26 protein-coding genes are annotated in these 20,507 nt (G+C 57.7%); 18 read left to right on the top strand and 8 right to left on the bottom strand.

The features are described 5' to 3' along the window. Positions 1 to 91 precede the first annotated feature (91 nt). Both RM530_RS17765 and RM530_RS17760 read left to right on the top strand, forming a co-directional pair. Positions 92 to 526 carry a plasmid mobilization relaxosome protein MobC gene (locus RM530_RS17765; RefSeq protein WP_311366603.1) on the top strand — a complete coding sequence of 145 codons (435 nt, stop codon included), beginning with the start codon at positions 92 to 94 and terminating at the stop codon, positions 524 to 526. Continuing rightward, positions 523 to 1,863, top strand: a complete 1,341-nt coding sequence (locus tag RM530_RS17760) for a relaxase/mobilization nuclease domain-containing protein (protein WP_311366602.1) — start codon at positions 523 to 525, stop codon at positions 1,861 to 1,863. The genes RM530_RS17765 and RM530_RS17760 overlap by 4 nt, the downstream gene beginning before the upstream one ends. A 127-nt stretch (positions 1,864 to 1,990) precedes the next feature. Here RM530_RS17760 and RM530_RS17755 read toward each other — a convergent pair whose 3' ends face one another. Next, positions 1,991 to 2,605, bottom strand: a complete 615-nt coding sequence (locus tag RM530_RS17755) for a tyrosine-type recombinase/integrase (protein WP_311366601.1) — start codon at positions 2,603 to 2,605, stop codon at positions 1,991 to 1,993. Between the two features lie 221 nt (positions 2,606 to 2,826). Here RM530_RS17755 and RM530_RS17750 point away from each other — a divergent pair, with 221 nt between their 5' ends. Continuing rightward, positions 2,827 to 3,564 (top strand): hypothetical protein, encoded by a 738-nt coding sequence (locus tag RM530_RS17750; protein ID WP_311366600.1) that lies wholly within the window; start codon positions 2,827 to 2,829, stop codon positions 3,562 to 3,564. Positions 3,565 to 3,567: 3 nt separating this feature from the next. Here RM530_RS17750 and RM530_RS17745 read toward each other — a convergent pair whose 3' ends face one another. After that, positions 3,568 to 4,515 (bottom strand): hypothetical protein, encoded by a 948-nt coding sequence (locus RM530_RS17745; RefSeq protein WP_311366599.1) that lies wholly within the window; start codon positions 4,513 to 4,515, stop codon positions 3,568 to 3,570. A 178-nt stretch (positions 4,516 to 4,693) separates the two neighbouring features. After that, positions 4,694 to 5,457, bottom strand: a protein-coding gene (locus RM530_RS17740) for an IS5 family transposase (protein WP_432276116.1) whose coding sequence is annotated in 2 segments (ribosomal slippage) — positions 4,694 to 5,085 and positions 5,085 to 5,457 — 765 coding nt in all. Because the reading frame shifts where the segments join, the coding sequence is not laid out codon by codon here. Between the two features lie 246 nt (positions 5,458 to 5,703). Between RM530_RS17740 and RM530_RS17735 the strand changes: the two genes are divergently transcribed. Next, positions 5,704 to 5,952, top strand: a complete 249-nt coding sequence (locus RM530_RS17735; RefSeq protein WP_311366597.1) for a type II toxin-antitoxin system ParD family antitoxin — start codon at positions 5,704 to 5,706, stop codon at positions 5,950 to 5,952. Further along, positions 5,949 to 6,251 carry a type II toxin-antitoxin system RelE/ParE family toxin gene (locus RM530_RS17730; RefSeq protein ID WP_311366596.1) on the top strand — a complete coding sequence of 101 codons (303 nt, stop codon included), beginning with the start codon at positions 5,949 to 5,951 and terminating at the stop codon, positions 6,249 to 6,251. The genes RM530_RS17735 and RM530_RS17730 overlap by 4 nt, the downstream gene beginning before the upstream one ends. A gap of 50 nt (positions 6,252 to 6,301) precedes the next feature. On the opposite strand, the gene RM530_RS17725 is transcribed toward RM530_RS17730, so the two are convergent. Both RM530_RS17725 and RM530_RS17720 read right to left on the bottom strand, forming a co-directional pair. After that, entirely contained in the window at positions 6,302 to 6,631 is a 330-nt protein-coding gene (locus tag RM530_RS17725) for a YegP family protein (protein ID WP_311366595.1), read from the bottom strand. A gap of 95 nt (positions 6,632 to 6,726) precedes the next feature. After that, entirely contained in the window at positions 6,727 to 7,248 is a 522-nt protein-coding gene (locus tag RM530_RS17720; protein WP_311366594.1) for an antirestriction protein ArdA, read from the bottom strand. A 531-nt stretch (positions 7,249 to 7,779) separates the two neighbouring features. Between RM530_RS17720 and RM530_RS17715 the strand changes: the two genes are divergently transcribed. From RM530_RS17715 to RM530_RS17690, 6 genes are all read left to right on the top strand, one after another. Beyond that, positions 7,780 to 8,004 (top strand): DUF2188 domain-containing protein, encoded by a 225-nt coding sequence (locus RM530_RS17715; protein WP_311366593.1) that lies wholly within the window; start codon positions 7,780 to 7,782, stop codon positions 8,002 to 8,004. A gap of 171 nt (positions 8,005 to 8,175) precedes the next feature. Continuing rightward, positions 8,176 to 8,517, top strand: coding sequence for an IS66 family insertion sequence element accessory protein TnpA (tnpA, locus tag RM530_RS17710; protein WP_311366592.1), 342 nt, complete (start codon positions 8,176 to 8,178; stop codon positions 8,515 to 8,517). 9 nt (positions 8,518 to 8,526) lie between these two features. Further along, positions 8,527 to 8,835, top strand: a complete 309-nt coding sequence (gene tnpB / locus RM530_RS17705) for an IS66 family insertion sequence element accessory protein TnpB (protein ID WP_311366604.1) — start codon at positions 8,527 to 8,529, stop codon at positions 8,833 to 8,835. Between the two features lie 69 nt (positions 8,836 to 8,904). Further along, positions 8,905 to 10,407 carry an IS66 family transposase gene (gene tnpC, locus RM530_RS17700; protein ID WP_311366591.1) on the top strand — a complete coding sequence of 501 codons (1,503 nt, stop codon included), beginning with the start codon at positions 8,905 to 8,907 and terminating at the stop codon, positions 10,405 to 10,407. Between the two features lie 129 nt (positions 10,408 to 10,536). Next, positions 10,537 to 10,794: a type II toxin-antitoxin system ParD family antitoxin gene (locus RM530_RS17695; RefSeq protein ID WP_311366590.1), complete on the top strand. Its 258-nt coding sequence runs from the start codon at positions 10,537 to 10,539 to the stop codon at positions 10,792 to 10,794. Next, positions 10,781 to 11,086, top strand: a complete 306-nt coding sequence (locus RM530_RS17690; RefSeq protein ID WP_311366589.1) for a type II toxin-antitoxin system RelE/ParE family toxin — start codon at positions 10,781 to 10,783, stop codon at positions 11,084 to 11,086. Before RM530_RS17695 ends, RM530_RS17690 begins: the two co-directional genes overlap by 14 nt. Positions 11,087 to 11,114: 28 nt before the next feature. On the opposite strand, the gene RM530_RS17685 is transcribed toward RM530_RS17690, so the two are convergent. Continuing rightward, on the bottom strand, positions 11,115 to 11,636 hold the full coding sequence (locus tag RM530_RS17685; RefSeq protein WP_311366588.1) for an antirestriction protein ArdA: 522 nt from the start codon (positions 11,634 to 11,636) through the stop codon (positions 11,115 to 11,117). 519 nt (positions 11,637 to 12,155) lie between these two features. On the opposite strand from RM530_RS17685, the gene RM530_RS17680 reads away from it, so the two are divergent. The 3 genes from RM530_RS17680 to RM530_RS17670 are packed head-to-tail and all read left to right on the top strand — an operon-like array spanning position 12,156 to position 15,813. After that, positions 12,156 to 13,346 (top strand): ABC-three component system protein, encoded by a 1,191-nt coding sequence (locus RM530_RS17680; RefSeq protein ID WP_311366587.1) that lies wholly within the window; start codon positions 12,156 to 12,158, stop codon positions 13,344 to 13,346. Then, positions 13,343 to 13,852: a three component ABC system middle component gene (locus RM530_RS17675; RefSeq protein WP_311366586.1), complete on the top strand. Its 510-nt coding sequence runs from the start codon at positions 13,343 to 13,345 to the stop codon at positions 13,850 to 13,852. The genes RM530_RS17680 and RM530_RS17675 overlap by 4 nt, the downstream gene beginning before the upstream one ends. Next, positions 13,849 to 15,813, top strand: coding sequence for a DUF3732 domain-containing protein (locus RM530_RS17670; protein WP_311366585.1), 1,965 nt, complete (start codon positions 13,849 to 13,851; stop codon positions 15,811 to 15,813). The genes RM530_RS17675 and RM530_RS17670 overlap by 4 nt, the downstream gene beginning before the upstream one ends. Before the next feature lie 528 nt (positions 15,814 to 16,341). On the opposite strand, the gene RM530_RS17665 is transcribed toward RM530_RS17670, so the two are convergent. Then, positions 16,342 to 17,421: a hypothetical protein gene (locus RM530_RS17665; protein WP_311366584.1), complete on the bottom strand. Its 1,080-nt coding sequence runs from the start codon at positions 17,419 to 17,421 to the stop codon at positions 16,342 to 16,344. Further along, positions 17,418 to 17,852, bottom strand: coding sequence for a hypothetical protein (locus RM530_RS17660; RefSeq protein ID WP_311366583.1), 435 nt, complete (start codon positions 17,850 to 17,852; stop codon positions 17,418 to 17,420). The genes RM530_RS17665 and RM530_RS17660 overlap by 4 nt, the downstream gene beginning before the upstream one ends. Before the next feature lie 356 nt (positions 17,853 to 18,208). On the opposite strand from RM530_RS17660, the gene RM530_RS17655 reads away from it, so the two are divergent. The 4 genes from RM530_RS17655 to RM530_RS17640 form a co-directional block, all read left to right on the top strand. Then, positions 18,209 to 18,397 (top strand): hypothetical protein, encoded by a 189-nt coding sequence (locus tag RM530_RS17655; RefSeq protein ID WP_311366582.1) that lies wholly within the window; start codon positions 18,209 to 18,211, stop codon positions 18,395 to 18,397. Positions 18,398 to 18,479: 82 nt separating this feature from the next. Next, entirely contained in the window at positions 18,480 to 19,607 is a 1,128-nt protein-coding gene (locus tag RM530_RS17650) for a type IV secretory system conjugative DNA transfer family protein (RefSeq protein ID WP_311366581.1), read from the top strand. Continuing rightward, positions 19,594 to 19,725, top strand: coding sequence for a hypothetical protein (locus tag RM530_RS17645; RefSeq protein ID WP_311366580.1), 132 nt, complete (start codon positions 19,594 to 19,596; stop codon positions 19,723 to 19,725). The genes RM530_RS17650 and RM530_RS17645 overlap by 14 nt, the downstream gene beginning before the upstream one ends. 461 nt (positions 19,726 to 20,186) lie before the next feature. Further along, the coding region (locus RM530_RS17640) for a hypothetical protein (protein WP_311366579.1) at positions 20,187 to 20,507 on the top strand (321 nt) is incomplete at its 3' end.

Here is a 20,507-nt window from a genome sequence, read left to right as displayed (position 1 = left end):
AGGGTGACTCTTCGAACCAACTCCTTGAAACCCTTGAAGAATGGAATGACTACCTGGAGCGCCATGTTCCCGAATTCGGGGGGATGGAGCCATGAGCAATTTCCTCTCGTCTCAGCCGCCGCTTGCACCGACGTTCCAGCAGGCGACGGCTCCGGCCCGTCGTAGACCGCCATCACCGTTCTGCCTGCGGCTGACCGGTGAAGAACGGTCACGCCTGGAAACGCTGGCCGGAAACCGCCCCCTGGGAGCGTATATCCGATCGCGCGTGTTCGGCGAGGGTGCTGCGCCCCGGCGCGCGACCCGACGCCCGTCCGCCGATCAGAAGCAGCTTGCCCTGCTGCTGGCGGAGCTGGGCCAGTCCCGACTGGCCTCCAACCTCAACCAGATCGCCAAAGCCGCCAATACCGGCACGCTGGACGCCACCCCGGAACTGCACGCCGAACTTCACAGCGCCTGCAATGAAATCCGCATGATGCGGGAAATCCTCATCGCGGCCCTGGGGATCAAGCCGGAGGACGGCGGATGATCCTGGTCGGCAACCAGCGCGGCGGTGCGAAGAACCTGGCTCAGCACCTGCTCAAGGAAGAAAACGAGCATGTAGAGGTCCACGAGCTGCGCGGCTTCGCCTCGGAGAATCTAACCGGGGCGTTGAACGAAGCCTATGCGATCAGCCGGGGAACCAAGTGCAGACAGTTTCTGTTCTCGCTGAGCTTGAACCCGCCGCCGCAGACCGACGTTTCAACCGCTGCCTTTGAAAGCGCGGTTGAGCGCGTCGAAGAACGCCTCGGCCTCACCGGCCAGCCGCGCGCGATTGTCTTCCATGAAAAGGAAGGCCGCAGGCACTGCCACGCCGTGTGGTCGCGCATCAAGGCGGACGAGATGAAAGCCGTCCACCTCCCCAAAAGCCACCGCAAGCTCCAGGACGTCGCCCGCGAGCTGTATATCGAGCATGGCTGGCAAATGCCGCGCGGCTTCATGAAATCGGCGGAACGCGACCCGCGTAACTTCACGCTGGCCGAATGGCAGCAGGCCAAACGCGCCGGAAAGGACGCGCGCGAAATCAAAGCCGCCTTGCAAGACTGCTGGGCTGTTTCGGACTCCCGGCAGGCATTTGCCGCCGTACTGGAAGAGCGAGGCTACAAGCTCGCCCGAGGCGACCGCCGCAGCTTCGTCGCCGTGGACATGCACGGCGAGGTCTACGCCATCGCCAAGTGGGTCGGCATCAAAACAAAATCCGTCCGCGCCCGGCTGGGCGACGAAGACGACGGCAAGCTGCCGAGCGTCGCGCGATGCCGGGAAGACACTGCAGCGCAGGTCTCGCAGCGCCTGCAAGAACTGAAGGCCGCGCAGGACCGCGTCAACGCCCTGCAACGCGCCAAAGCGGCCAGTGAGCGCAAAGCGCTGATCGACCGGCACCGGCATGAGCGAAAACAGCTCGATGAACGCCTGCGGGAGCGGTGGAACAAAGAAGCCGTTGCTCGGCAGACTCGTTTCAACAAGGGCCTGCACGGGCTTTGGGATCGCCTGACCGGCCAGCACGGCCGCATCAGGGGACAGAACGAGCGGGAAACGCTAGCTGCCTACGAGCGCGACCGCGCCGAAAAAGACGGGCTGATCTTCAAGCAGCTCGAGCAGCGCCGCGCCCTGATTCAACGCCATCGGCAAATGCGTACCCAGCGGCACGAATTTTCCCGCGACTTGCAAAAGGACATCACCTGCGTCGACATGGTGCGGCAGGAAGCTGCGCGCGCGCGTCTCACCGAGCTACGCGAAAAGACGCTATCGGAAACGTGGGAGAAATCCGTACGGGCACCTGCCCGCATTCGCGCGCCCCGCCGGCACAGACCAGGGCGCGAGCCGTGATCGCCACACCCTTTTTGCAGTGGACGCAGGACGCTCAGCCCTTTGTACACAGGCTGCAACCTCCACGCGAGCTTGTCAACGGCAAAAGACCGGACCAGGAAAACAGAAGCCGCCGCCACGTCGAGCCTCACAGCGTCGCCATGAAAAGCGCCGACACTTCGGGCGGTTGAATCCCGACATAGGCCAGCGTCTGGCGTTCCGACACATGGCCGAGCGCACGGGAAATCAGTGTCAACGGCGCCGCGAAGCTCACCCGCTGGTGATAGCCCCAGGTCTTGCGCAGTGTATGGCTGCCGAAGCGCCCCCACGCCCCACCGCGCCTACACCACAGCTTCACCAGATTGCACAGCGCCGGCACCCCGAGCCGGCCACGCCGGTCCGAAGGAAAAAGCAGAGCCGAAGTGTCCTCACCCCTGGGATGATGGGCCAGCCATAGCTTGAGCGCATCCAGCGCCACTTCGTTGACCGGCGTCCGGCGGTAGCGCCCCGTCTTGCACTGCTTCAGCACCAGGGCGTCCCCGACATCCAGATGGCGCACCTGACCGACATGGATGGACAGCAGCTCACTGGCCCGCCATGCCGTATTGATCCCCAGCACAAACAGGCAATAGTTCCGGTATTGCCCGGCGGCCAGCAGGTTTTCCTTGATTCGGGCGATGGCGGCCAGATCGCGGATCGGCTCCACCGCGATGGCGGAACCTCTCTTCGGATGGTTGGGGTTTTGCCCTTTCTTGAAGGCCATAGCCTCGGCCCTCCTTTCTCATCGATTACTAACTTTTCCCTAAAAGTTAGTCAAGGGCCTGAAGCGCTTGCGCCACAAGGGCTCTCAAGCGCTACCGCCTCCGAAGAGTGCGCCGGATTTCGTCTTCAAACTATTGTTTTATCTATGGTTATTAAAGAATAGGGAAAGCTTAGCCTACGCCCGAACTCACTGCCCTGCAAGCCGCAGGAAGGGCTGCGCCCGTGACCGGCCGGGAAACGAAGAAAGCGGAAACACGGAATAAATTAGATATTTCTTGCAATTCAACGCAATATCATGATATTCGTGAAGAAAATAAAACAATAAATAACAACAAGAACAGCAGGGTGTGCAAAGAGGTTATGATGTCTTTGCTATCGAAAGTAAAGGATTACAAGGAAGTATTTGGCGCGACGTTTCTGTCTGCGACCCTTGCCTTCGCGCCCAACGCACTGGCGCAGGATTTCACAAAAACAAGCCATTCGCCAACACCGCAGAGTGCGCCGCTACGCGCTCATTCTGAGCTAGTGCCAGACGCAGACGGCGTTCTGTGGTTTAGGCAGGGTGCGGACAGTGACACCGAATACAGCAAGGCTCAGGATTTATCGACGGAAGATGAGGGGCGGATTTCGATCGTCGCCGTTAGCGAACCGGCGCTTGCCTCAAAGGTAGTTGAGCGTGCACGGCAGCTCAGAGGATGGCTCCAAGCTCATCCAGATGTTGACAAAGATACTGCGCTAGTAGCAGCCGACAATGTGCCAAGAGGGTTTGGAATTTCATACTTTATTGATGGTGTCCGCTTTACAACAGATGCAAACCCCTCGGGAGTGTTTTCGTCGAATGAAGCGGCCGCGGAACTGCCTAATGTTGTAGCTCGCTATGTCGCAACGATGCATGCCAACCAGCAGCAGAATAGTGTCGCATTGGTGGGAGGGACGGTGCCCGCGTTGGCGGCTCGCTAACTCTTATGTGGGCACGGGCGGCGGCAGGGTGAATTCGCCGTTTAGGTCCTTCGCTTCCGCTTCCGCTATCGACTCTCTGCTGGTCTCCCTCGCACCCTGCTTGATTCCCGCATCCACAGCTTCGCTCGTGATCCCGATGCGGCTGGCTTCAATGGCATCAAGCCGTTCGCCGGATTGGCGGGTGTAGGTTTCTACTTCCTCCGCGAGCGCGTCTTCTTCCTCCGGTGTATGAGCCCGCTGTGCTCTGGCCTCAAATCTGTCGCGTTCTCGTTCAGCTTCCTCCCGGATTTCATTGACCTCATTAATTTCGTTTTGATATTCGTTGGCTTCGTTCTCTTTGCCATAAGCATTACCGTATTGCTCTTGAATGTAGAGATCCATCATCTCTTTGATCTCTTGATCGGATTTGCCCTCGAGCCTGTCTTTGCCGAAGAGGGCTTCCAGGCGTTTGCGTTCATCGGCGGAAATGCCGTCGTCAAGGCTATCTCGCAGGTCTTCAGCGTCATGTGCCATGTCGAAGTAGGCTTGTGCGTCGGCGCGCGCGGCATCACGCTTGGATTCCAATATGCGGATTAATTCATCAAGCTCAGCGATCCACTCGTTCAACTCACGCATGGCCCTGGCCAGGGCCGCCTGCTCTTCGCGCTTCTTGCGGGCCGCCGGGCTATCCGACATTTGCGCCGCGACCATCCGCACCGGCATCGAGGCCCGCCGTCCACCGGCCATGGTGTCTTCATGGGCTTCGGCATTGCCGGTCAATACCCGCGTTGTGGCCGCCTGATCGCGGATGCGTTCCTGTTCAGCGACATCATGAACCTTTGCCAGATCCTCCTCGCCGGTGGGCGCGGCCGGGCGCGCCGGCTCGACCACGATGGCCGGGCGGTGCGTGCGCAGCGCTGGCGGCAGGGCTGCCGCGCCGGATTTGGCATTAAACGACTCTTCAGTCTTCATTTTCTCCACTCCCTGCCGGGGATTCATTGTGCTTTTTTAGCACTTAGAGACAGAATACCGACAAAATGTTAACAACCCCCTAATATTCCTCTATTAATGCTTCGCTTTTTAAAAACGGCAAGGCAGCTAAATAAAAACCGAAAGTCTTAATTTTTATATCGGAAATTAAATAGTGTAGTCACGAGATATTAGCCCAGAGAGCGATACATCTGATTTGGACGGCGGCGAGGAATGATGCTGTATTTTTGGCGTATCTTGTGGCGATACCGCGCCACCGCTTCAAGTGCAGGAAAGCGTTCTCAACAAGATGCCTGAGTTTGTACAGGTCTTTATCGTATTCACGCTGAACGACACGGTTTTTGCGTGGAGGAATAACGGCAACCATGCCCTGATTGTGCGCTTGCTCAACAATAGCATCACTGTCGTAGCTGCGATCAGCCAGTAAATAATCCGCGTTCACCCCCTCAATCAGCCGGCCAGCCTGCGTGCAATCTGCTCGGGTACCTTGTGTAATAATAATTCTGACCGGCATACCAAACGCATCCACGGCCAGGTGTATCTTGGTATTGAGCCCCCTTTTGTGCGGGACATGTCCTGATTGCCGCCCTTTGCACCTGCCGCGTGTGGATGGACTTTGCAATGGCTGGCATCAATCATCAGCCATTCATAATCCGGCTCGTCGATCAGGGTTTCCAGTAGCTTTTCCCAGATGCCCTTGTCACGCCAGCGGATAAAACGGCGATGCGTGTTGCTCCAATGACCCAAATCGGGCGGCAAATCCCGCCATGGCGCGCCCGTGCGCATAATCCAGAAAACGGCGTTGATAAACAGGCGATTGTCTTTGGCAACGCCGCCCCAACTGCCCTCACGCCCCGGAAGGTGCGGCTCAAGCAATGCCCATGTTTTGTCTGATATGTCGTGTCTGCGGTGTGGTTGTGTCATATGAAATTCCTCCTCTACAAAAGAATCTCATATTTTTTATCTCGTGACTACACTATTTAGCGTTAACCATTTATTTACTTATTTATCGCACTATTGAAGGACGAGCATTCTTCTGTTCTCCAGAAGTGCTCTCCGTTCATTTACTTCCCGCCCTTGTGGCGGGATTTTTTTATGCGGGAATTTTGTTGCGGGCGCCCCAGACTCGATGATATATTCATAAGTAGTAGATATGAATAGGAGGGCATCATGGCCAACACTAGCCTGACCTTAGGGGAACACTGGGAGGTGTTCATCAAGAATGAGATTGCGAGCGGTCGCTACGGCTCGGCTAGCGAGGTCGTGCGAGATGCGTTGCGCACGCTGGAGGAACGCAAGACCAAGCTTGAGGCTCTGCGCGCGCATCTGGCCGAAGGTGCGGCACAGGCCGCGCGCGGAGAGTTCGTGCAGGTTTACTCGATGGACCGGCTGATCGCGGAGGCGGACGGCAGTGAATGAGTCATGATTTCCGCATCACGCCACGGGCCTACGACGATCTGAAAGCCATCGCCCGATATACGCGCCGGCAATGGGGCGAAGAACAGCGCTGGCGCTATCTGCGGGCGCTGGATGCGCGCTTTGCTTGGTTGGCGGCGCATCCACATAGCGGCAAGGCCCGGCCTGACACCTGTGAGGGCTATTACTGCTTCCCCCAAGGGCGGCATTTGATTTTCTATCTGATCCGCGAAGGCGGCATCGACATCATCGGCGTACCGCACCAGCAGATGGATGTGCTCCACTATTTCGGCAGTGAATGAGCATTTCAAAAGCACGGCACGGGACTGAAGAATCAGCCCGCGCCGCCGGATCAGTCTTCTCTTACGTCTCGGGACGGGCCGTTCGTTTTGACCGATTCGATCCCTTTGTCGCGGGCTGATGCCGTTGTATACATCTCGCTTCGGCCGATCGGCTCACCATTCGCCGCCTTGAGCGTAAACCAATATCCATTGCTGGATTCCTTGCGCTCGTAACGGGCGTCATTCGGCGAATTCACTTGCACGGATGCGATGCCGTTCTCGGAGCCGGCTTTAGCTTTATAACCTTCTGACTGAAGTATGGTTTCGTGGTTTCCGGCTTTGAGGCTGAAGTACCACTCGGCATTTCTGCTGCTCTGAAACAGCTTGTAGTAACCCCCCATGCTCGCACCTCCTCACTGAAAATGAATGCCCTTCCCAAACGGACGGGCAGCTGAGTGTGGCACACCACTCGTGACCGCTCCAGGTCATTGAGCCTTCAGTGTCTCCAGAAGATATGGACTTCTTCGAAGGCGGTTGCAACCGCCAGGATGTCGCCGCCCATCTCCATGTCCCGCGCCATGCGTTCATAGTCGACGTAGAAGCGCAGGCCTTCGGGAATCTCCGTCGTGTCTACGGTCAGCTCTGCTGCAAACTCGGCGACGGAGCGAAACTCCCCAGCGTAGTGTTCGTCGATGGCCTTTCGGGCCTCTTCTAGATCGCCGCCGTAGTAACTGACCATCTCAGCGCCCAGGCTGCCATGCTCGGCAACGAACGCGGCCTTGTCCGCCACCTCGTCGATCCCCTCGTATTCCGACAGGCGCAAGCCTTCAAAGCCTCCGTAATCGTGAATCGCCCATTCCTCGGCATCGGGTTCGGGGGAAGCTTTCAGCATCCCGGCAATGGCATCCCGGATCGCATCAGCATCCTGGTACGCATCAATCCACGCGCCGTGCAGGATTCCGTTGTTGTAGGCCGCAAGGCAGGCGACATAGATACGAATTTCGGCTTGGCTGGTCATGGCGGTTCATCCTTTCCAATAGGGCTTGGGGTTCACTCCTGAACCCCTGCCTTCCGGCGAGGATGGGGGTAGCAAATGCCACAAAAATCGTGCGGGTGGGTGCGGCCCGCAGGCGCAGACGAGGACACGGCCCGTACTATTTTTATTGCGGGCGCGAGGGCGCAGCCCTTAGCGGATGTTCAAAGGCCGGGAGGGGAAAGTTCGGAAACGGGGATCGCGCCAGCGTTCGGGGTTTCGATCCAAGCAGCGCCGCCGCCGGCGGCGACCGCACAGGCAGAGACATGACGGCGCAGCCGTGATGTCTGCTGCATTCGCGATAGGGATTGAAGCCGCAGGGGCGAGACGCCAAAAAGTGGCACGATGCACAGCACGAAAGCCCGGCCCCGGAGGGGGTCGCCCGATTGTCTGGCTCGGGTCGTATTCGCCCAGAAATACATGATGTAGTGTTTTTAGGCTATGTATTCGCAATATATTGTGTATGGTCGTAGAATGACCAGCGCATGCAGGTGCATGTGCTTTTGGAGTTTCAACATGGCTGGCAAGAACCAGTGGGTTGTACCGCGGGACGATGGCTGGGCTGTGCGCGGCGAAGGTAATAATCGGGATACCTCTCACCACACCACGCAACAGGAGGCCATTGATGCCGCAAGGGGCATTGCGCAGAACCAGCAAAGCGAGCTGTTCATTCAGAACCGTCACGGGCAGATTCGCGAGCGCAACACCTACGGCAAGGACCCGTTCCCGCCTCCCGGATAAAGCAGACCACTTCACCTAATTTGGCCGCTCACGTAGCGGCCTTTTTTTGCTGCATCGCCCCAGCGCCCGGCGGGGACGCCAGGATTTTCCAGCACACTTTTCTTCTGGCTCTTGCAAGCGGTTAACAATTTCTTAGGACTGCACCCCGTAAAATGCTATACGGGAGAGGCCATGACCAACACGGACACACTCAAAGAACTCTTAAAATGCTACGTCCGACGCAGCGAGTCGGATTGGCGCCATCTGATTCAGGAGTGGAAGCAAAGCGGTCAGAGCCAAGCGGTGTTCTGCGCCTCGCGCGGGCTTGCATTGAGCTCGCTTTGCAACTGGCGGCGCAAGCTCAAGAGCGAGTCGGTGTCATCGTCCGGATCGCCGCCGCGTGAAGCCGCCGGCTTTATCGAGCTGACGGCGCCGATGGCGTCGGAAAAAGAATCGCCGGCCTGGGATGTGGAGCTGAGCCTGGGAGAAGGGACGGTACTGCGCCTGCGGTGCACGCATGCTCACGGTCGGTGAGCGTCGTATCTGGCTGTATCGGCAACCGACGGACATGCGTCGCTCGTTCGATGGCTTGAGCGCGATGGTGCGTGGTACGTCTTCATCAACCGCCGGCGCACGCAGATCAAAGTGCTGGCGTTCGAATCGGGCGGCTACTGCGTATGGAGCAAACGCCTGGAGCAGGGCCAGTTCGGGATGGCGGATCAGGCCGACGAGCCGATGAGTCCGGCGCAGTTTCTGGCCTTGCTTGAAGGTCTGGACTGGCGGCTCGTGCGGCGGCGAAAGCGCTATGAAAAGCCTCGGAAAAGTGTCGCGTCCGGGGCCCCTCAATGGTAAAATTCCGTCACAGAATCAAAAGGATGAATCGGCTTGTCGGTTGCTGCCGCACCACCGGATAAAGACGCTGTGATTGCCGATTTGACGGCTCAGGTCGCGTCACTGCAGCAGCAGTTGGATTGGTTCAAACGCCAGCTGTTCGGCGAAAAGAGTGAAAAACGCCTGGAGGTGTCCGCTTCGGTGCAGGCCGATCTGCTGGCGGCGCTGGAGGTGCCTGTCGAGGCGATCCCGCCGACGCCGGTGGACACCATCACCTACACGCGCCGCCAGAAACAGCGCGACGCCGACACCGTCACTGACAGCGGCCTGCGCTTCGATGTCTCGGTGCCGGTGGAAACCATCGAGCTGCCCGATCCGGCCGGCCTCCCCGACGATCCGCGCGGGGTGATCGGCGAAAAGATCAGCTACCGTCTGGCGCAGCGGCCCGGCAGCTACGTGGTGCTCAAGTACGTGCGCCGCGTCATCAAGCACGATCAGACGATCCACTGCGCACCGGCCCCGGCATCGGTCCTCGAATCCAGCGTCGCCGACGTCAGCCTGCTGGCCGGTCTTCTGACCGACAAGTTTGCCTATCACCTGCCCTTGTATCGCCAGCATCAACGTCTGGCCGACGCCGGGATTCAAGTCAGCCGCAGCAGTCTGACGCAATGGACGCAGCGTGCCATCGATTTGCTCCGGCCGATCGTCGAAGCCCAGCACCGGCACCTTTTACAAAGTCGGGTGCTGGCGATGGACGAAACCCCGATCAAGGCCGGCCGGGAGAAACAAGGCAAGCTGCGCCAGGCCTATCTGTGGCCGATCTACGGACAGGACCACGAAATCGTCTTTCACTACGCGCCCTCGCGTGAGCACCGGCACGTCAAAGCCTTCCTCGGCGAGGGCTTCGCCGGCACCTTATTGTCCGATGGCTATGAGGCCTACAGCGCCTATGCCGCGCAGAACGCTCAGGTCAAACACGCCGCCTGCTGGAGCCACACCCGCCGGTATTTCGAGCACGCCAAGGAGGCTGAACCCAAAGCCGAAGAAGCCCTGACTTTGATCGGCGCCCTGTATCGTCACGAAGCGCTGATTCGGGAAAAGCAACTCGACGGCGAAGCCAAGCACAAATACCGACTCAACCACAGCGAACCCATCGTCACGGCCTTCTGGGCGTGGTGCGAACAACAGTGCCGCCGATCCGAGCTGACGCCCAGCCATCCCTTGGTCAAGGCCCTCAAGTACGCCCGGACCCGAACCGAAGAACTGAAAGTCTTCCTCGCCGACCCGGACGTGCCGATCGACACCAATCATCTCGAACGCGCCCTGCGCCCGGTGCCGATGGGACGCCGCAACTGGCTGTTCTGCTGGTCGGAGATCGGCGCCGAGCACGTGGCGATCATTCAGAGCCTGCTCGTCACCTGCCGGCTACACGGCGTCAACGCGCACGCCTATCTGGTCGATGTGCTCCAGCGCGTCGGCCAGCATCCCGCCAGCCGCGTGAACGAACTCACGCCGAGGGAGTGGAAAGTCCGCTTCGCCGACAATCCGCTCCGATCAGACATTGAGCGTGGGGGCAACTGCGCTGCGGTTTGAACGCTTACTGCCTTACATATCCCGCCCTTGTGGCGGGATTTTTTTATGCAGGCATTTTGTTCTTTCAGGGACGCGGCGCGATATGCTATACTACATCAATAGTATGATGATTGATGAAAGGAGGCTGAGATGACCACGATCCGCAAGACCATCACGCTGACCGATCAGCAGGGCGATTGGGTCAAGGCCCGCATTGCCAGCGGTGACTTCACCAATGACAGCGAGTATTTCCGCGATCTGATCCGCCGCGACCAGGCCCGCAGCGCCGAAATCGAACAATTGCGCGCCGCCCTGATCGAGGGTGAGCGGAGCGGCATCAGCGACCGCTCCCCTGCGGACATTCTGCAGGCGGCTCGGGAAAGGCTGAAGGTGGATGGCCACATATAGGCTCAGCAACAGTGCCGACCAGGATTTCGACAGTCTGTATGTGTACGGGGTGCTGACATTCGGCCTGGAACAGGCCGATGCCTACGCCGCGGGGATGCAGGCGCGTTTCACGCAGATCGCGGAAAAGCCCCGTTTGTACCAGGCCGTTGACGACATCCGGCCGGGCTACCGGCGCAGCGTCTACGGCAGTCATGCGATTTACTATCGCATCGAGGACGGCGGCGTGTTGATCGTCCGCATTCTGCGCGGACAGGATGTGAGCGTCGCGCTGACGCATGAGGACGACGCCTGAGCTCCCAGGAAGCGCGCCTCCCTGCGCTTCAACAGCTCCAGAAAACGTGCACTTCCTCGAAGCCGGTCTCGATGGTGAAGATGTCGCCGCTCAATTCCATATCCCGCGCCATGCGTTCGTAGTCAATGTAATAGCTCAGGTGCTCGGGCACATCGCCGGTCTGCTCGGTCAGATCTTCGGCATAATCGGCCGCACTGCGGTACTCACCGCAATAGCGCTCTTCCAGCGCCTCGCGAGCCTCTTCCAGATCGCCGCCGTAGTAACTGACCATCTCAGCGCCCAGGCTGCCATGCTCGGCAACGAACGCGGCCTTGTCCGCCACCTCGTCGATCCCCTCGTATTCCGACAGGCGCAAGCCTTCAAAGCCTCCGTAATCGTGAATCGCCCATTCCTCGGCATCGGGTTCGGGGGAAGCTTTCAGCATCCCGGCAATGGCATCCCGGATCGCATCAGCATCCTGGTACGCATCAATCCACGCGCCGTGCAGGATTCCGTTGTTGTAGGCCGCAAGGCAGGCGACATAGATACGAATTTCGGCTTGGCTGGTCATGGCGGTTCATCCTTTCCAATAGGGCTTGGGGTTCACTCCTGAACCCCTGCCTTCCGGCGAGGATGGGGGTAGCAAATGCCACAAAAATCGTGCGGGTGGGTGCGGCCCGCAGGCGCAGCCGAGGACACGGCCCGCGTCTATTTTTGTTGCATGCGCGAGGGGCGACGCCCCATAGCAGGCACAAACAAACCAGCCGCCGCAGGCGGTTTCCGAACACGGGTGGGGAAGGTTTCAGGAACGGGGAGCGCGTAGGCGTTCGGTGGTCCTGAAGCAAGGCAACGCCGCGATCAGCGGCGACCACACCGAAGGCGGCATGAAGGCAGCGCCTTGATGTCGCCGCCCCGCGATAGGGATTGAAGCCGAAGGGGCGAGACGCTAAAGCGGCTCGATGCACAGCACGAAAGCCCGGTCGGGAGGGATCGCTCAAGTTCAGGTAATGCTCGCAGCAAAACCCACGGGGAATTTCGGTTTGACGCCCAAAGGCAAATACCGTACACCTGAAAACAGGAGGGATTTCCGATGACCGGGTCCGAGAATAAGTACAACGCCGCCGCTTCCATGCTTGGCTATATGTATCAGTGCCGCCAAGCACTGCTGTTCTCCATTGACCTCTCAAAAAATTTCCCTGGCCTATCTATATCCATCGAGCGCTTTGACGATATCGCGGTCGAGGACGGCAAGGCTCCGTCGCAGCAGGTGCAACTCAAGCACCACATCAAGCCCGGCGCTCTGACGGACAACAGTCCCGACATCTGGAAGACCCTGCGCATATGGAGTGAGCAAGTCAAAGCCAATCCGCAGCTTCCCTTTGAAACCAAGTTTTCCATTATCACTACGGGCACTGCCGCTGAAAATTCGGCCCCCGCATTGCTCCGACAAGGGAGCAGCAGCACAGAGCAGGACAAAGCTCGTAAACAGCTAGAAGCCTCCGCTACATCCTCTAAAAACGAAGAGACAAAAAGCGGCAGGCAAGCGTTCATGGCGCTGTCGCAACAGGAACGGACTAGCCTTATTGCGGCGATAGTGGTTTTCGATAGCGCGCCCAACATTACAGATGCTCGCGCCGAGATTGAGGACATGCTGGCATTCGCAGTTCCAACCCAGCATCTGCATGGCCTAGTCGATCATCTTGAAGGTTGGTGGTTCGACAACGTCGTGCGGTCCCTTATAAGCAGCGACGCGCCGCCACTTTCGTTACTCGCTTTGCGAAGCAAAATCGACGAACTGGCGATTGCATTCAAGCGCGACGAGCTGATACTGACTCCCCATATTGAGGCACCTCCAGATGCCGAACAACTGGCACCGGACAGTCGCATTTTTGTGCAGCAGATGCGTCGCGTGGGCCTAGGTCAGTCGTCAGTTGACGGGGCAAAACGTGACTATTATAGGGCGACAACGCAACGATCCGAGTGGATACGCAAAAATGCGCTACTCGATGGAGAAACTCAGCGCTACGACGATACGCTTGTTGATCGCTGGGACCGGGAGTGGTTGGCGCAGGTAGAGGGCGTTATCTTCTCGTCCGACGATGAGAAGCAAGCGTTTGGACGAACGATATTTCATTGGGCAAATCGTTCCCAGGTGCCATTCCGAAACCGACATGAAGCCTGGCTGACAGTGGGTTCATACCATGTGTTGGCCGAGCGTGTCCGCGTCGGCTGGCATCCAGACTTTCGCGACATTTTCCACCTCCCGGAGGAAGAAGAATGATCGCTCCAGTTCGGTGGGATGACCGCGTACCTGAGGAAGCCTATCTTTTCAACGCAGCGTTCTGTGGGCTGCTGATCATTGAATTTGCGCGGGAGTACAAGAAAGCGAAAGGGGCCGACTGTCCATTTGTTCTGCCATTCTGCGCACTGCCGATCACACTCCATCCGCATACACGGTCGCTTCTGCCCAGCTCGACACTAACGTCAATGTACACATGGCTGGAACGGAATTCGAACTCCATTATCGGCTATAAGGAACGGGCGCAAAGCTTTCGGCCTGTGCTTCAAGAAGCTATTCGCTTCGCCATTGATCGCTCATCGCTCTCAGTCAGCGAGGACGGCGGCCTTGTCGCTGGCCCGACGCGCGTAGCATCAACGCCTAAGTTTGACGAAACGCTCAGCTACGACGCGAGAGACTGCATTAACGCTACAAAATTGCTCGGTCGTTGGTTCGCAAAAGCAGGCACGACTTCTACCATTCTGTCGGCTTGGGGGATTAAGCCATGAGCATGAGAATTGGGGCGATCATTCTCTACTCTCACTCTGGCGACCGACGAGTTCTGCCTTTTAACAAGAATGGCCTGAATGTCATTACCGGCGATTCCAAGACCGGGAAATCCGCCATTATCGACATCATTGATTATTGCCTGGGCAGAAGTTATTGCAATGTCGCTGAGGGCGTGATCCGGCGCAGCGTTAGCTGGTTCGGTCTGGAAATCTCCAAGGAAAATGACACGGTTTTTGTCGCGCGAAAGAATCCTGGCCCTGGCACAGATACCAGTGCAGAGATTTATGTCCGCCGAGGGGCCTTTGATGCGCCGCCTTCGATAGAGGAGCTGCAAAAGAACATCATCGAAAGCGAACTCATCACCTTGCTGACAAGGTTCGTCGGCATTGCCGAGAACGAACACCGTCCTCTATCTGGAACGAGGCTTCCGCTTCAGGCAACGATCCGGCACGCATTGTTCTTGTGCTTCCAAAAGCAGGATGAAATTGACAATCGGGACAGGCTATTTCACCGACAGGGGGAGCAATTCATCCCTCAAGCGATCAAGGATACGTTCCCATATTTTTTGGGGGCAGTAGATGAAGAGCACTTCTTGCGTCAGCACGAACTGGATATGGCTCGCGAAGCATTGCGAGCGCTGGAACAGCGTATTGCGCAACTCAAAGACCAACGAAACTTTGATTTGAACCGCATTCGCCGCCTCATCAATGACGGTAAGCGGGTCGGCATCATCCGACAGGAATTCGAGCCAGTCGCATCCGATCTGGACGCCGCGCTTGGTGTACTTGAGGCCGCCAGCCGTACCGAACTTCTGACTGATCGCTCCATCCCCGATTTTGGCGATACGGTAGAGCGCCTGCGCAATGAGCAATCCACGCTTCGTCAACTACTGACGCAGGCTTCAGACGACATCCGCGCAGCCCGTATCTTAATGTCGGAACAAAGTGCATATACCCGAGAAAGCGGCGAACAGCGGGCGAGACTAAGTTCAATCGGGCTATTCAAAGCGCCTGATGTTCCGGGTGATCAGTGCCCTGTGTGCGCCAGCGCGCTTAGCGTACCTACTCCAGAGGCGCGTCAGATTCGAGCAGCACTTGAGCAAATCGACGCCCAACTCGACGCAGTCGAAGTTGAGCAACCGCACTTGCAAAAATACATCGAGGAATTGGAGAAGAAGCGTCAAAGCCTAGAAGCCGATCTTGTCGAAGCACAAGCCGCCTTGAGCAAGGCTATCGCTGAAGATGAGCGCGCCAAAAATATGCAGGACATGCTGATTGAACGTGCGCGCATTGTCGGCCGCATCAGTTCATTCCTTGATAGTGTCCGGCCCTCAGATCCCGAAGTAGACCTCACGCCACAAATCGACGCCGCGAGAAATCGTGTTGTGGCGCTTGAGGCCGCTGTGAACGCAGATGATATCGCACAGCGGGTCGATACCTACCTCAATCTCATTAGCAAACAAATGTCCGAGTACGCCCAAAACCTGGACCTCGAACATAGTGGAAGTGCGCTGCGTTTTGATATTAAGAAACTTACCGTTGTTGCTGATACAGAGGATGGACCAATTCCTCTGAATCGAATGGGAAGCGGAGAGAATTGGGTCGGATACCATGTGCTTACCCACCTTGCATTGCATTGGTGGTTCCGACGCAGAAACCGTCCGGTTCCAGGCTTTGTTATTTTTGATCAGCCATCTCAGGCTCATTATCCGGCGGAACGAGATCAGGATGGCCGCCTTGACCCTCTGGATGACAAAGACAGGCACGCGGTTCGCGCACTATTCGGGCTGATGAATGCCGCCTGCGCGCATATTGGGAATGATTTCCAGATTATTATTCTCGATCATGCGCACCTTGACGACGATTGGTTCGAGTCCGCAATTGTCGAGGAATGGCGACGCGGCAGATTTCTTGTGCCGCCGCAATGGGATACTCGCCATGCTGCGGAAGGTGAGTCGTAGGAGCAAACAAGACGCGCATCCAAACCGCGCAGGGTTGGTCGTAGTTCCAAGGGCGCGAAAGCCTTTGGTCAGGGTGTCGGGGCAGGAACGCCCTGACTGGCAATCGAACGGCCAGACGTTCGGACATGGTTCGGTGCAGGTGGAGAGGATCAATCTCCAAGTCCTGCGAGTGGTCAAGAGGCGAAACGCTTGATGGTTCAGGGGCGGGTCGATCCCGACCGTGAACCACAAGGAAGGGATGCAACGGGAAACCTAGGTTACCCTTGCCAAGATGCGCTGTATTACAGCGCCCATCTTGCGCACGGCGGACGAGCACCAAAGACTTCGGCGTAATACGCCGCCAGATCAGAACCGCGTCCGCACATGTTCCTTAACGTGAACGGGGAAAATCACACGGTGTAGTACACAAGCAATAGGCTTCTTTGTTCGTGCATGCTCGGAGGTAAGTTTCGCGCGAATAAATCCATTGCAAAATCCGAAGCGTTCTCAGCGATGCATGTTCTGTATAACGTACAGCTCCTGCACAAACTATTTTCTCATTGATTGTTCGGAATTGCCAATAGTGCTTGGACAACATCCGTGCGACCTTTTTCTATTGCCCAATGTTGGGCCCAATCCAATGGTGTGAAGCCACCGACACAGGCCACGTCGACTTTCGCTCCATGCTCTCGCAGAAGGCGCGCAATATCGCTGTGGCCTGTAGCGCAGGCTACATGCAGGGGCGTCCAACCACGTTTCTTCGCGATCATCGACCTTGATGTGATTACCACGCCCTTCGATTTCCGCGATACGAGCTTCCAACTTCCCGACCACGGCATTCAGCATCTCAATGGCGCTTTGCTCTGATTTCTGCTTTTGATCTGGTGAATCTACTTTGTTGCCCTTGTAAAACGCCGACATCACACCGCCGTTCAAGTCACGAACGAATGTCAAAAAGCTCAAAAGGGTTCGCGAGATGATTGGTTCCTGGTGGCCTAAGTAATCGCCGAACGCCTGCAAGTAGCGCCTTGCGCGATCATCATTGATCCCCGCTTGTGAGGGGTCCCGTTGAAGGTTCAGATAGGCACTCGGAGGGTTGCCTAGCTGTTTGAAGTCCGCGCGACGAAGTGCACCCTCGAAACGTCGCTTGAGCATCGTGGCCTGTTCGCCCTTGAAGTCGACCGATACTTTGTCGCCGCGAACGGACAGCAGATCGTTGATCGTTTTGTTGATGCCCTTGCCCGTTCCGGATGGTGCGACGGCATAGGCATTGGATTGAAAATCGATGAACAACCCGACATCCGGCTTGTCGGGCAGGACGCCCCAGAATGGCCCGACGGGCTTCTTTGAAATCTCCGGTTTCAAGTCCTTGAAACGCGCCCATTCGACGGAATTCTTACGATCCTTGGGTTGCTGCGCCGCCAGCCAGTCCAGCAGACGAGCCACAATGAGCAGAATGCGGCTCGTCAGGGCGATTCCGGCCATGGCCGAGACGGCGAACAGCATCGCAGGCAGCCAGCGAATGTCCCCACCCTGAATCAAGGGCAGGTTTTGCAGGCCCAGCCATCCGCACAGGCCGCAGACAATGGCCTGTGCGATGGAGCTGGGGGCTGGCTGGCGTTGGTTCACGAGTGCGCGGCTTTGCCGCCGACGATGCTCAGCGGGTCAATCAGAACCGTATGCGGTCCGGTCGGGGCGGCGCCTGCCATGACGGCTTGCATGCCCGCACCCTGGTTGCCTTGGGTTGCGGTGATATGGAACGGCATCGCATAGGTGCGCTCGTTCACGGCGAGGCGGATTTCGCCGCGCACGCCACCTGCGGAAGCGCTGCCCCCGAAGAAGTTGACAGCGAGCCGAAGGATGCTCAAATCGACCGGAACGGAAAAAGCGATGGTTTCCTGTCCGTGCGACAGCGCGGGTGAGCTAAGGAAGTCCTTGAAGAAGGTGTCGCCTTGCGCCGTGCGTGTGTGCCCGTAATACAGCACCTCGGCATCTGGCTGCGCCCGCGCGTACAAATCCAGATCGCAGGCATTGCAACTCGGGTCCCACGTAATCCCCACCTGAACTCGTTACCTATGCGCTCCCAGCGTATCGTCGATGGACCCGCCTAAGAAAAAGACGGGAAGACATTTTTTGATTGACATAACAATATAATTTCTATAGAGAAATTCGAAAACCAACACAACGAGCGCTACAGGCAGTAGCAGGAAGTGAATCATGGATGACCAAAAGAGGGAAAAAGGACCCGCGCGCGCCGCAGTCGATCACGATCAAGAACGTACCTCCTGAGTACGTTTACTTGTTCAACAGGCTTACCGGGTGGTTTTCCACTGGCCTGAGCAAGCAACAACACACTCCCCCCGTGACTAGCGGAATGCCATCCGCTGAGCTTCGTACCCGATTCTTTTGTGAGGCGATGCATCGGATTTGGGATCAGGAATTCCGAGTCGGTGCCGGCGATCGGAAGATCAGGGAATTCTGGTACGACGTGGAGAACGCGGAACGCACGGAGGCTGTGGAACGCACGGAGGCTGTGGAACGCATGGAGGCTGTGGAACGCATGGAGGCCGAGCAGTTGGCTCGCAAACTGGAGGAACCCCAGTAATAAGGGTGATTCGGTATCGAAGCCGTCGCCACGATGCAGTACCCTCGGTTGCTGAACCTATGGGATACCTGTTCAGCGCGCAATGAAAGACTTTAACCCCGGTTCTGACTGGACCGCCGAGGAACTGCTTGAGTATCTGGTCGACAAGATGAGCAGCGGCGGCAAGGGCCAAGCTCAATACAAATTCGGCAAGCACAAAGGGGCCTTGGCGCAATGTTGGGAAGTTTTCCACCTGCGAGACTTCGGGAACTATCTAATAACTGAAGAAAAAACGCTTGGCGACCGGGCGCAAAAATACAAAGACAACAAGCGCACGCTCGAAAAGCGTGGCGAGCGGGTCATCGTGCTCAATCCCGGCGGCTTGTTCCCGGACATTCTCGGCGACACCGATCAACTCAATCCGCTGGATGTCATTGTCGACAGTCTCCATCGACCGGGCGGCTTGCGGGACATCCCCGACGATCTGCGCGAACTCTGCACGCAGCTCCTGCCGGAGCCTGCCGGACAGACCAACAACGATACCTATTGGCGCGAGGGGGCCAGAAAGATCAAGGGCGACGCGATCCTGCTGGAGTGCATCGTCGAGGGCTACGACGCGACGCTCGAAGCCGTTGCGCTGTTGATCGAGGACCGCAAGCACCTCGAACAAAACCTGCGCTGGGTCGTCGGCGTGGACATGAAAGGCAATCCGCTGCCCGAAGGACCGATGCCGCTGGATCAGGCCGATTGGGCGTCCAACCACGCTCCCGAAGACCTGAAAGCCTTCGGCGACCTGTTCCGGGCGCACGCCAGCAACGGGCTGGCCTTGATGACCAACGAAGACAGCAAGACCTTCGATTCCTTCGTCAGCTCGGCACAGCAGGCGCTTGCGCCGTATGCCTATGGGAGTTTGTCGACCTCCATGCGCCGGTCGAGCTTTTCGCTTCGGGACATGCGCAACCCGAAAAAGCCGACGACGATCTTCATCGTGCCGGATGCCAGCCGCATGGAGTCCCACCAGAAATATGTGGGCCTGACGCTGTTCGCGATCCTGACGGCCTTGAAGCGCCATCCCAACAAGCGCTGGCCCGTCCATCTGATTCTCGACGAGGTGAGCAATTATTTCGTCCAGGGCCTGGAGAGCCTTCTTACATGGGGACGAGGTTTCGGGATCAGGTTGCTGTTGGTCTTTCAGGATTTCGCTGCAGGGCTACGACGTGGCGCTGGATAGCGTTCCGGTCAACGGGCGTATCACCCTGCGCGAACGCCGCGACGACCGCATGCGTGACTACGAAGAACAAAGCCAGGCGGCACCGGAGCGCAGGCGCAGCCGTGAGCGCTCGCGATAGTCGGTCCAAGGGCAATGCCAGCCATGCGTGGCATGACGATGGGCTGAGACTGCGCGCGCCGGAAGCCTTGCGCGAGGCGCGCTCAGTCCGGCCCGCGTTTGCGGGGGCTCAGCAGGCGGCTCAAGAGCAACACGCCCGCGCCACCGAAAGCGGCTCCTCGATGGTCAAGCAGGAAAGACCGGCTCCGAGCCTTCGGCCCCGAAACGCGCTGTCCGAACTGCGCAAGACGTTCAACGCGCGGTGGCGTGATGAATACAAGCGTGCCCAGCAACGGCGTGAAGCGCAGACGCGCGCGCAAGAACGAAAATTGGATCGATAGGGAATAAAGTTAATTTCTATGAATTTATTCCTAATGAATCCATTTATTTTCTTGATTTTATCTGTTTTGGAGGTATAAATGTTCTCCTTTTGTTCCGAACGCAGGAGGTGAACATCGCAATTGAAGAATAGGAACACGAACGATGCGACAGGATTTCAACGACCTTGAAACGCAAGCGGAAACCGGCCCGCCACAGTCCGGGAACATGACGCTCGATCCCGAGCGATACCGGCATTACCTCGAAGAATTCGAGATGACGCCAGAGCAGGAAAGCGAACTGTTGAGTGTGCTTTGGAACATCACGATGGCGTTCGTCGATCTCGGCTGGGGCGTCGATTCTATCCACAACATATTTGCGCAGATGGTGGATAAATCTCTGAACTCCGCAGCGAACCACGTAGAATCGAAAGATAAAAGCAAGAAAAAGAGCATTGAAAGCGCCGCGAAGACGGCGAGAAAGGAA

Origin of the sequence: Banduia mediterranea, from assembly GCF_031846245.1 — a bacterium.
GTDB classification, from domain to species: Bacteria; Pseudomonadota; Gammaproteobacteria; order Nevskiales; family Nevskiaceae; genus Banduia; species Banduia mediterranea.
The sequence above is the reverse complement of the archived record's forward strand: the minus strand, read 5'-3'. Positions and strand labels throughout refer to the sequence as shown.

Coding starts and splice junctions, on each gene's coding strand:
- RM530_RS17765 (WP_311366603.1), top strand. CDS start 92: ATGAGCAATTTCCTCTCGTCTCAGCCGCCGCTTGCACCGACGTTCCAG.
- RM530_RS17760 (WP_311366602.1), top strand. CDS start 523: ATGATCCTGGTCGGCAACCAGCGCGGCGGTGCGAAGAACCTGGCTCAG.
- RM530_RS17755 (WP_311366601.1), bottom strand. CDS start 2,605: ATGGCCTTCAAGAAAGGGCAAAACCCCAACCATCCGAAGAGAGGTTCC.
- RM530_RS17745 (WP_311366599.1), bottom strand. CDS start 4,515: ATGAAGACTGAAGAGTCGTTTAATGCCAAATCCGGCGCGGCAGCCCTG.
- RM530_RS17735 (WP_311366597.1), top strand. CDS start 5,704: ATGGCCAACACTAGCCTGACCTTAGGGGAACACTGGGAGGTGTTCATC.
- RM530_RS17730 (WP_311366596.1), top strand. CDS start 5,949: ATGAGTCATGATTTCCGCATCACGCCACGGGCCTACGACGATCTGAAA.
- RM530_RS17725 (WP_311366595.1), bottom strand. CDS start 6,631: ATGGGGGGTTACTACAAGCTGTTTCAGAGCAGCAGAAATGCCGAGTGG.
- RM530_RS17720 (WP_311366594.1), bottom strand. CDS start 7,248: ATGACCAGCCAAGCCGAAATTCGTATCTATGTCGCCTGCCTTGCGGCC.
- RM530_RS17715 (WP_311366593.1), top strand. CDS start 7,780: ATGGCTGGCAAGAACCAGTGGGTTGTACCGCGGGACGATGGCTGGGCT.
- tnpA (WP_311366592.1), top strand. CDS start 8,176: ATGACCAACACGGACACACTCAAAGAACTCTTAAAATGCTACGTCCGA.
- RM530_RS17695 (WP_311366590.1), top strand. CDS start 10,537: ATGACCACGATCCGCAAGACCATCACGCTGACCGATCAGCAGGGCGAT.
- RM530_RS17690 (WP_311366589.1), top strand. CDS start 10,781: ATGGCCACATATAGGCTCAGCAACAGTGCCGACCAGGATTTCGACAGT.
- RM530_RS17685 (WP_311366588.1), bottom strand. CDS start 11,636: ATGACCAGCCAAGCCGAAATTCGTATCTATGTCGCCTGCCTTGCGGCC.
- RM530_RS17680 (WP_311366587.1), top strand. CDS start 12,156: ATGACCGGGTCCGAGAATAAGTACAACGCCGCCGCTTCCATGCTTGGC.
- RM530_RS17675 (WP_311366586.1), top strand. CDS start 13,343: ATGATCGCTCCAGTTCGGTGGGATGACCGCGTACCTGAGGAAGCCTAT.
- RM530_RS17670 (WP_311366585.1), top strand. CDS start 13,849: ATGAGCATGAGAATTGGGGCGATCATTCTCTACTCTCACTCTGGCGAC.
- RM530_RS17655 (WP_311366582.1), top strand. CDS start 18,209: ATGCATCGGATTTGGGATCAGGAATTCCGAGTCGGTGCCGGCGATCGG.
- RM530_RS17650 (WP_311366581.1), top strand. CDS start 18,480: ATGAAAGACTTTAACCCCGGTTCTGACTGGACCGCCGAGGAACTGCTT.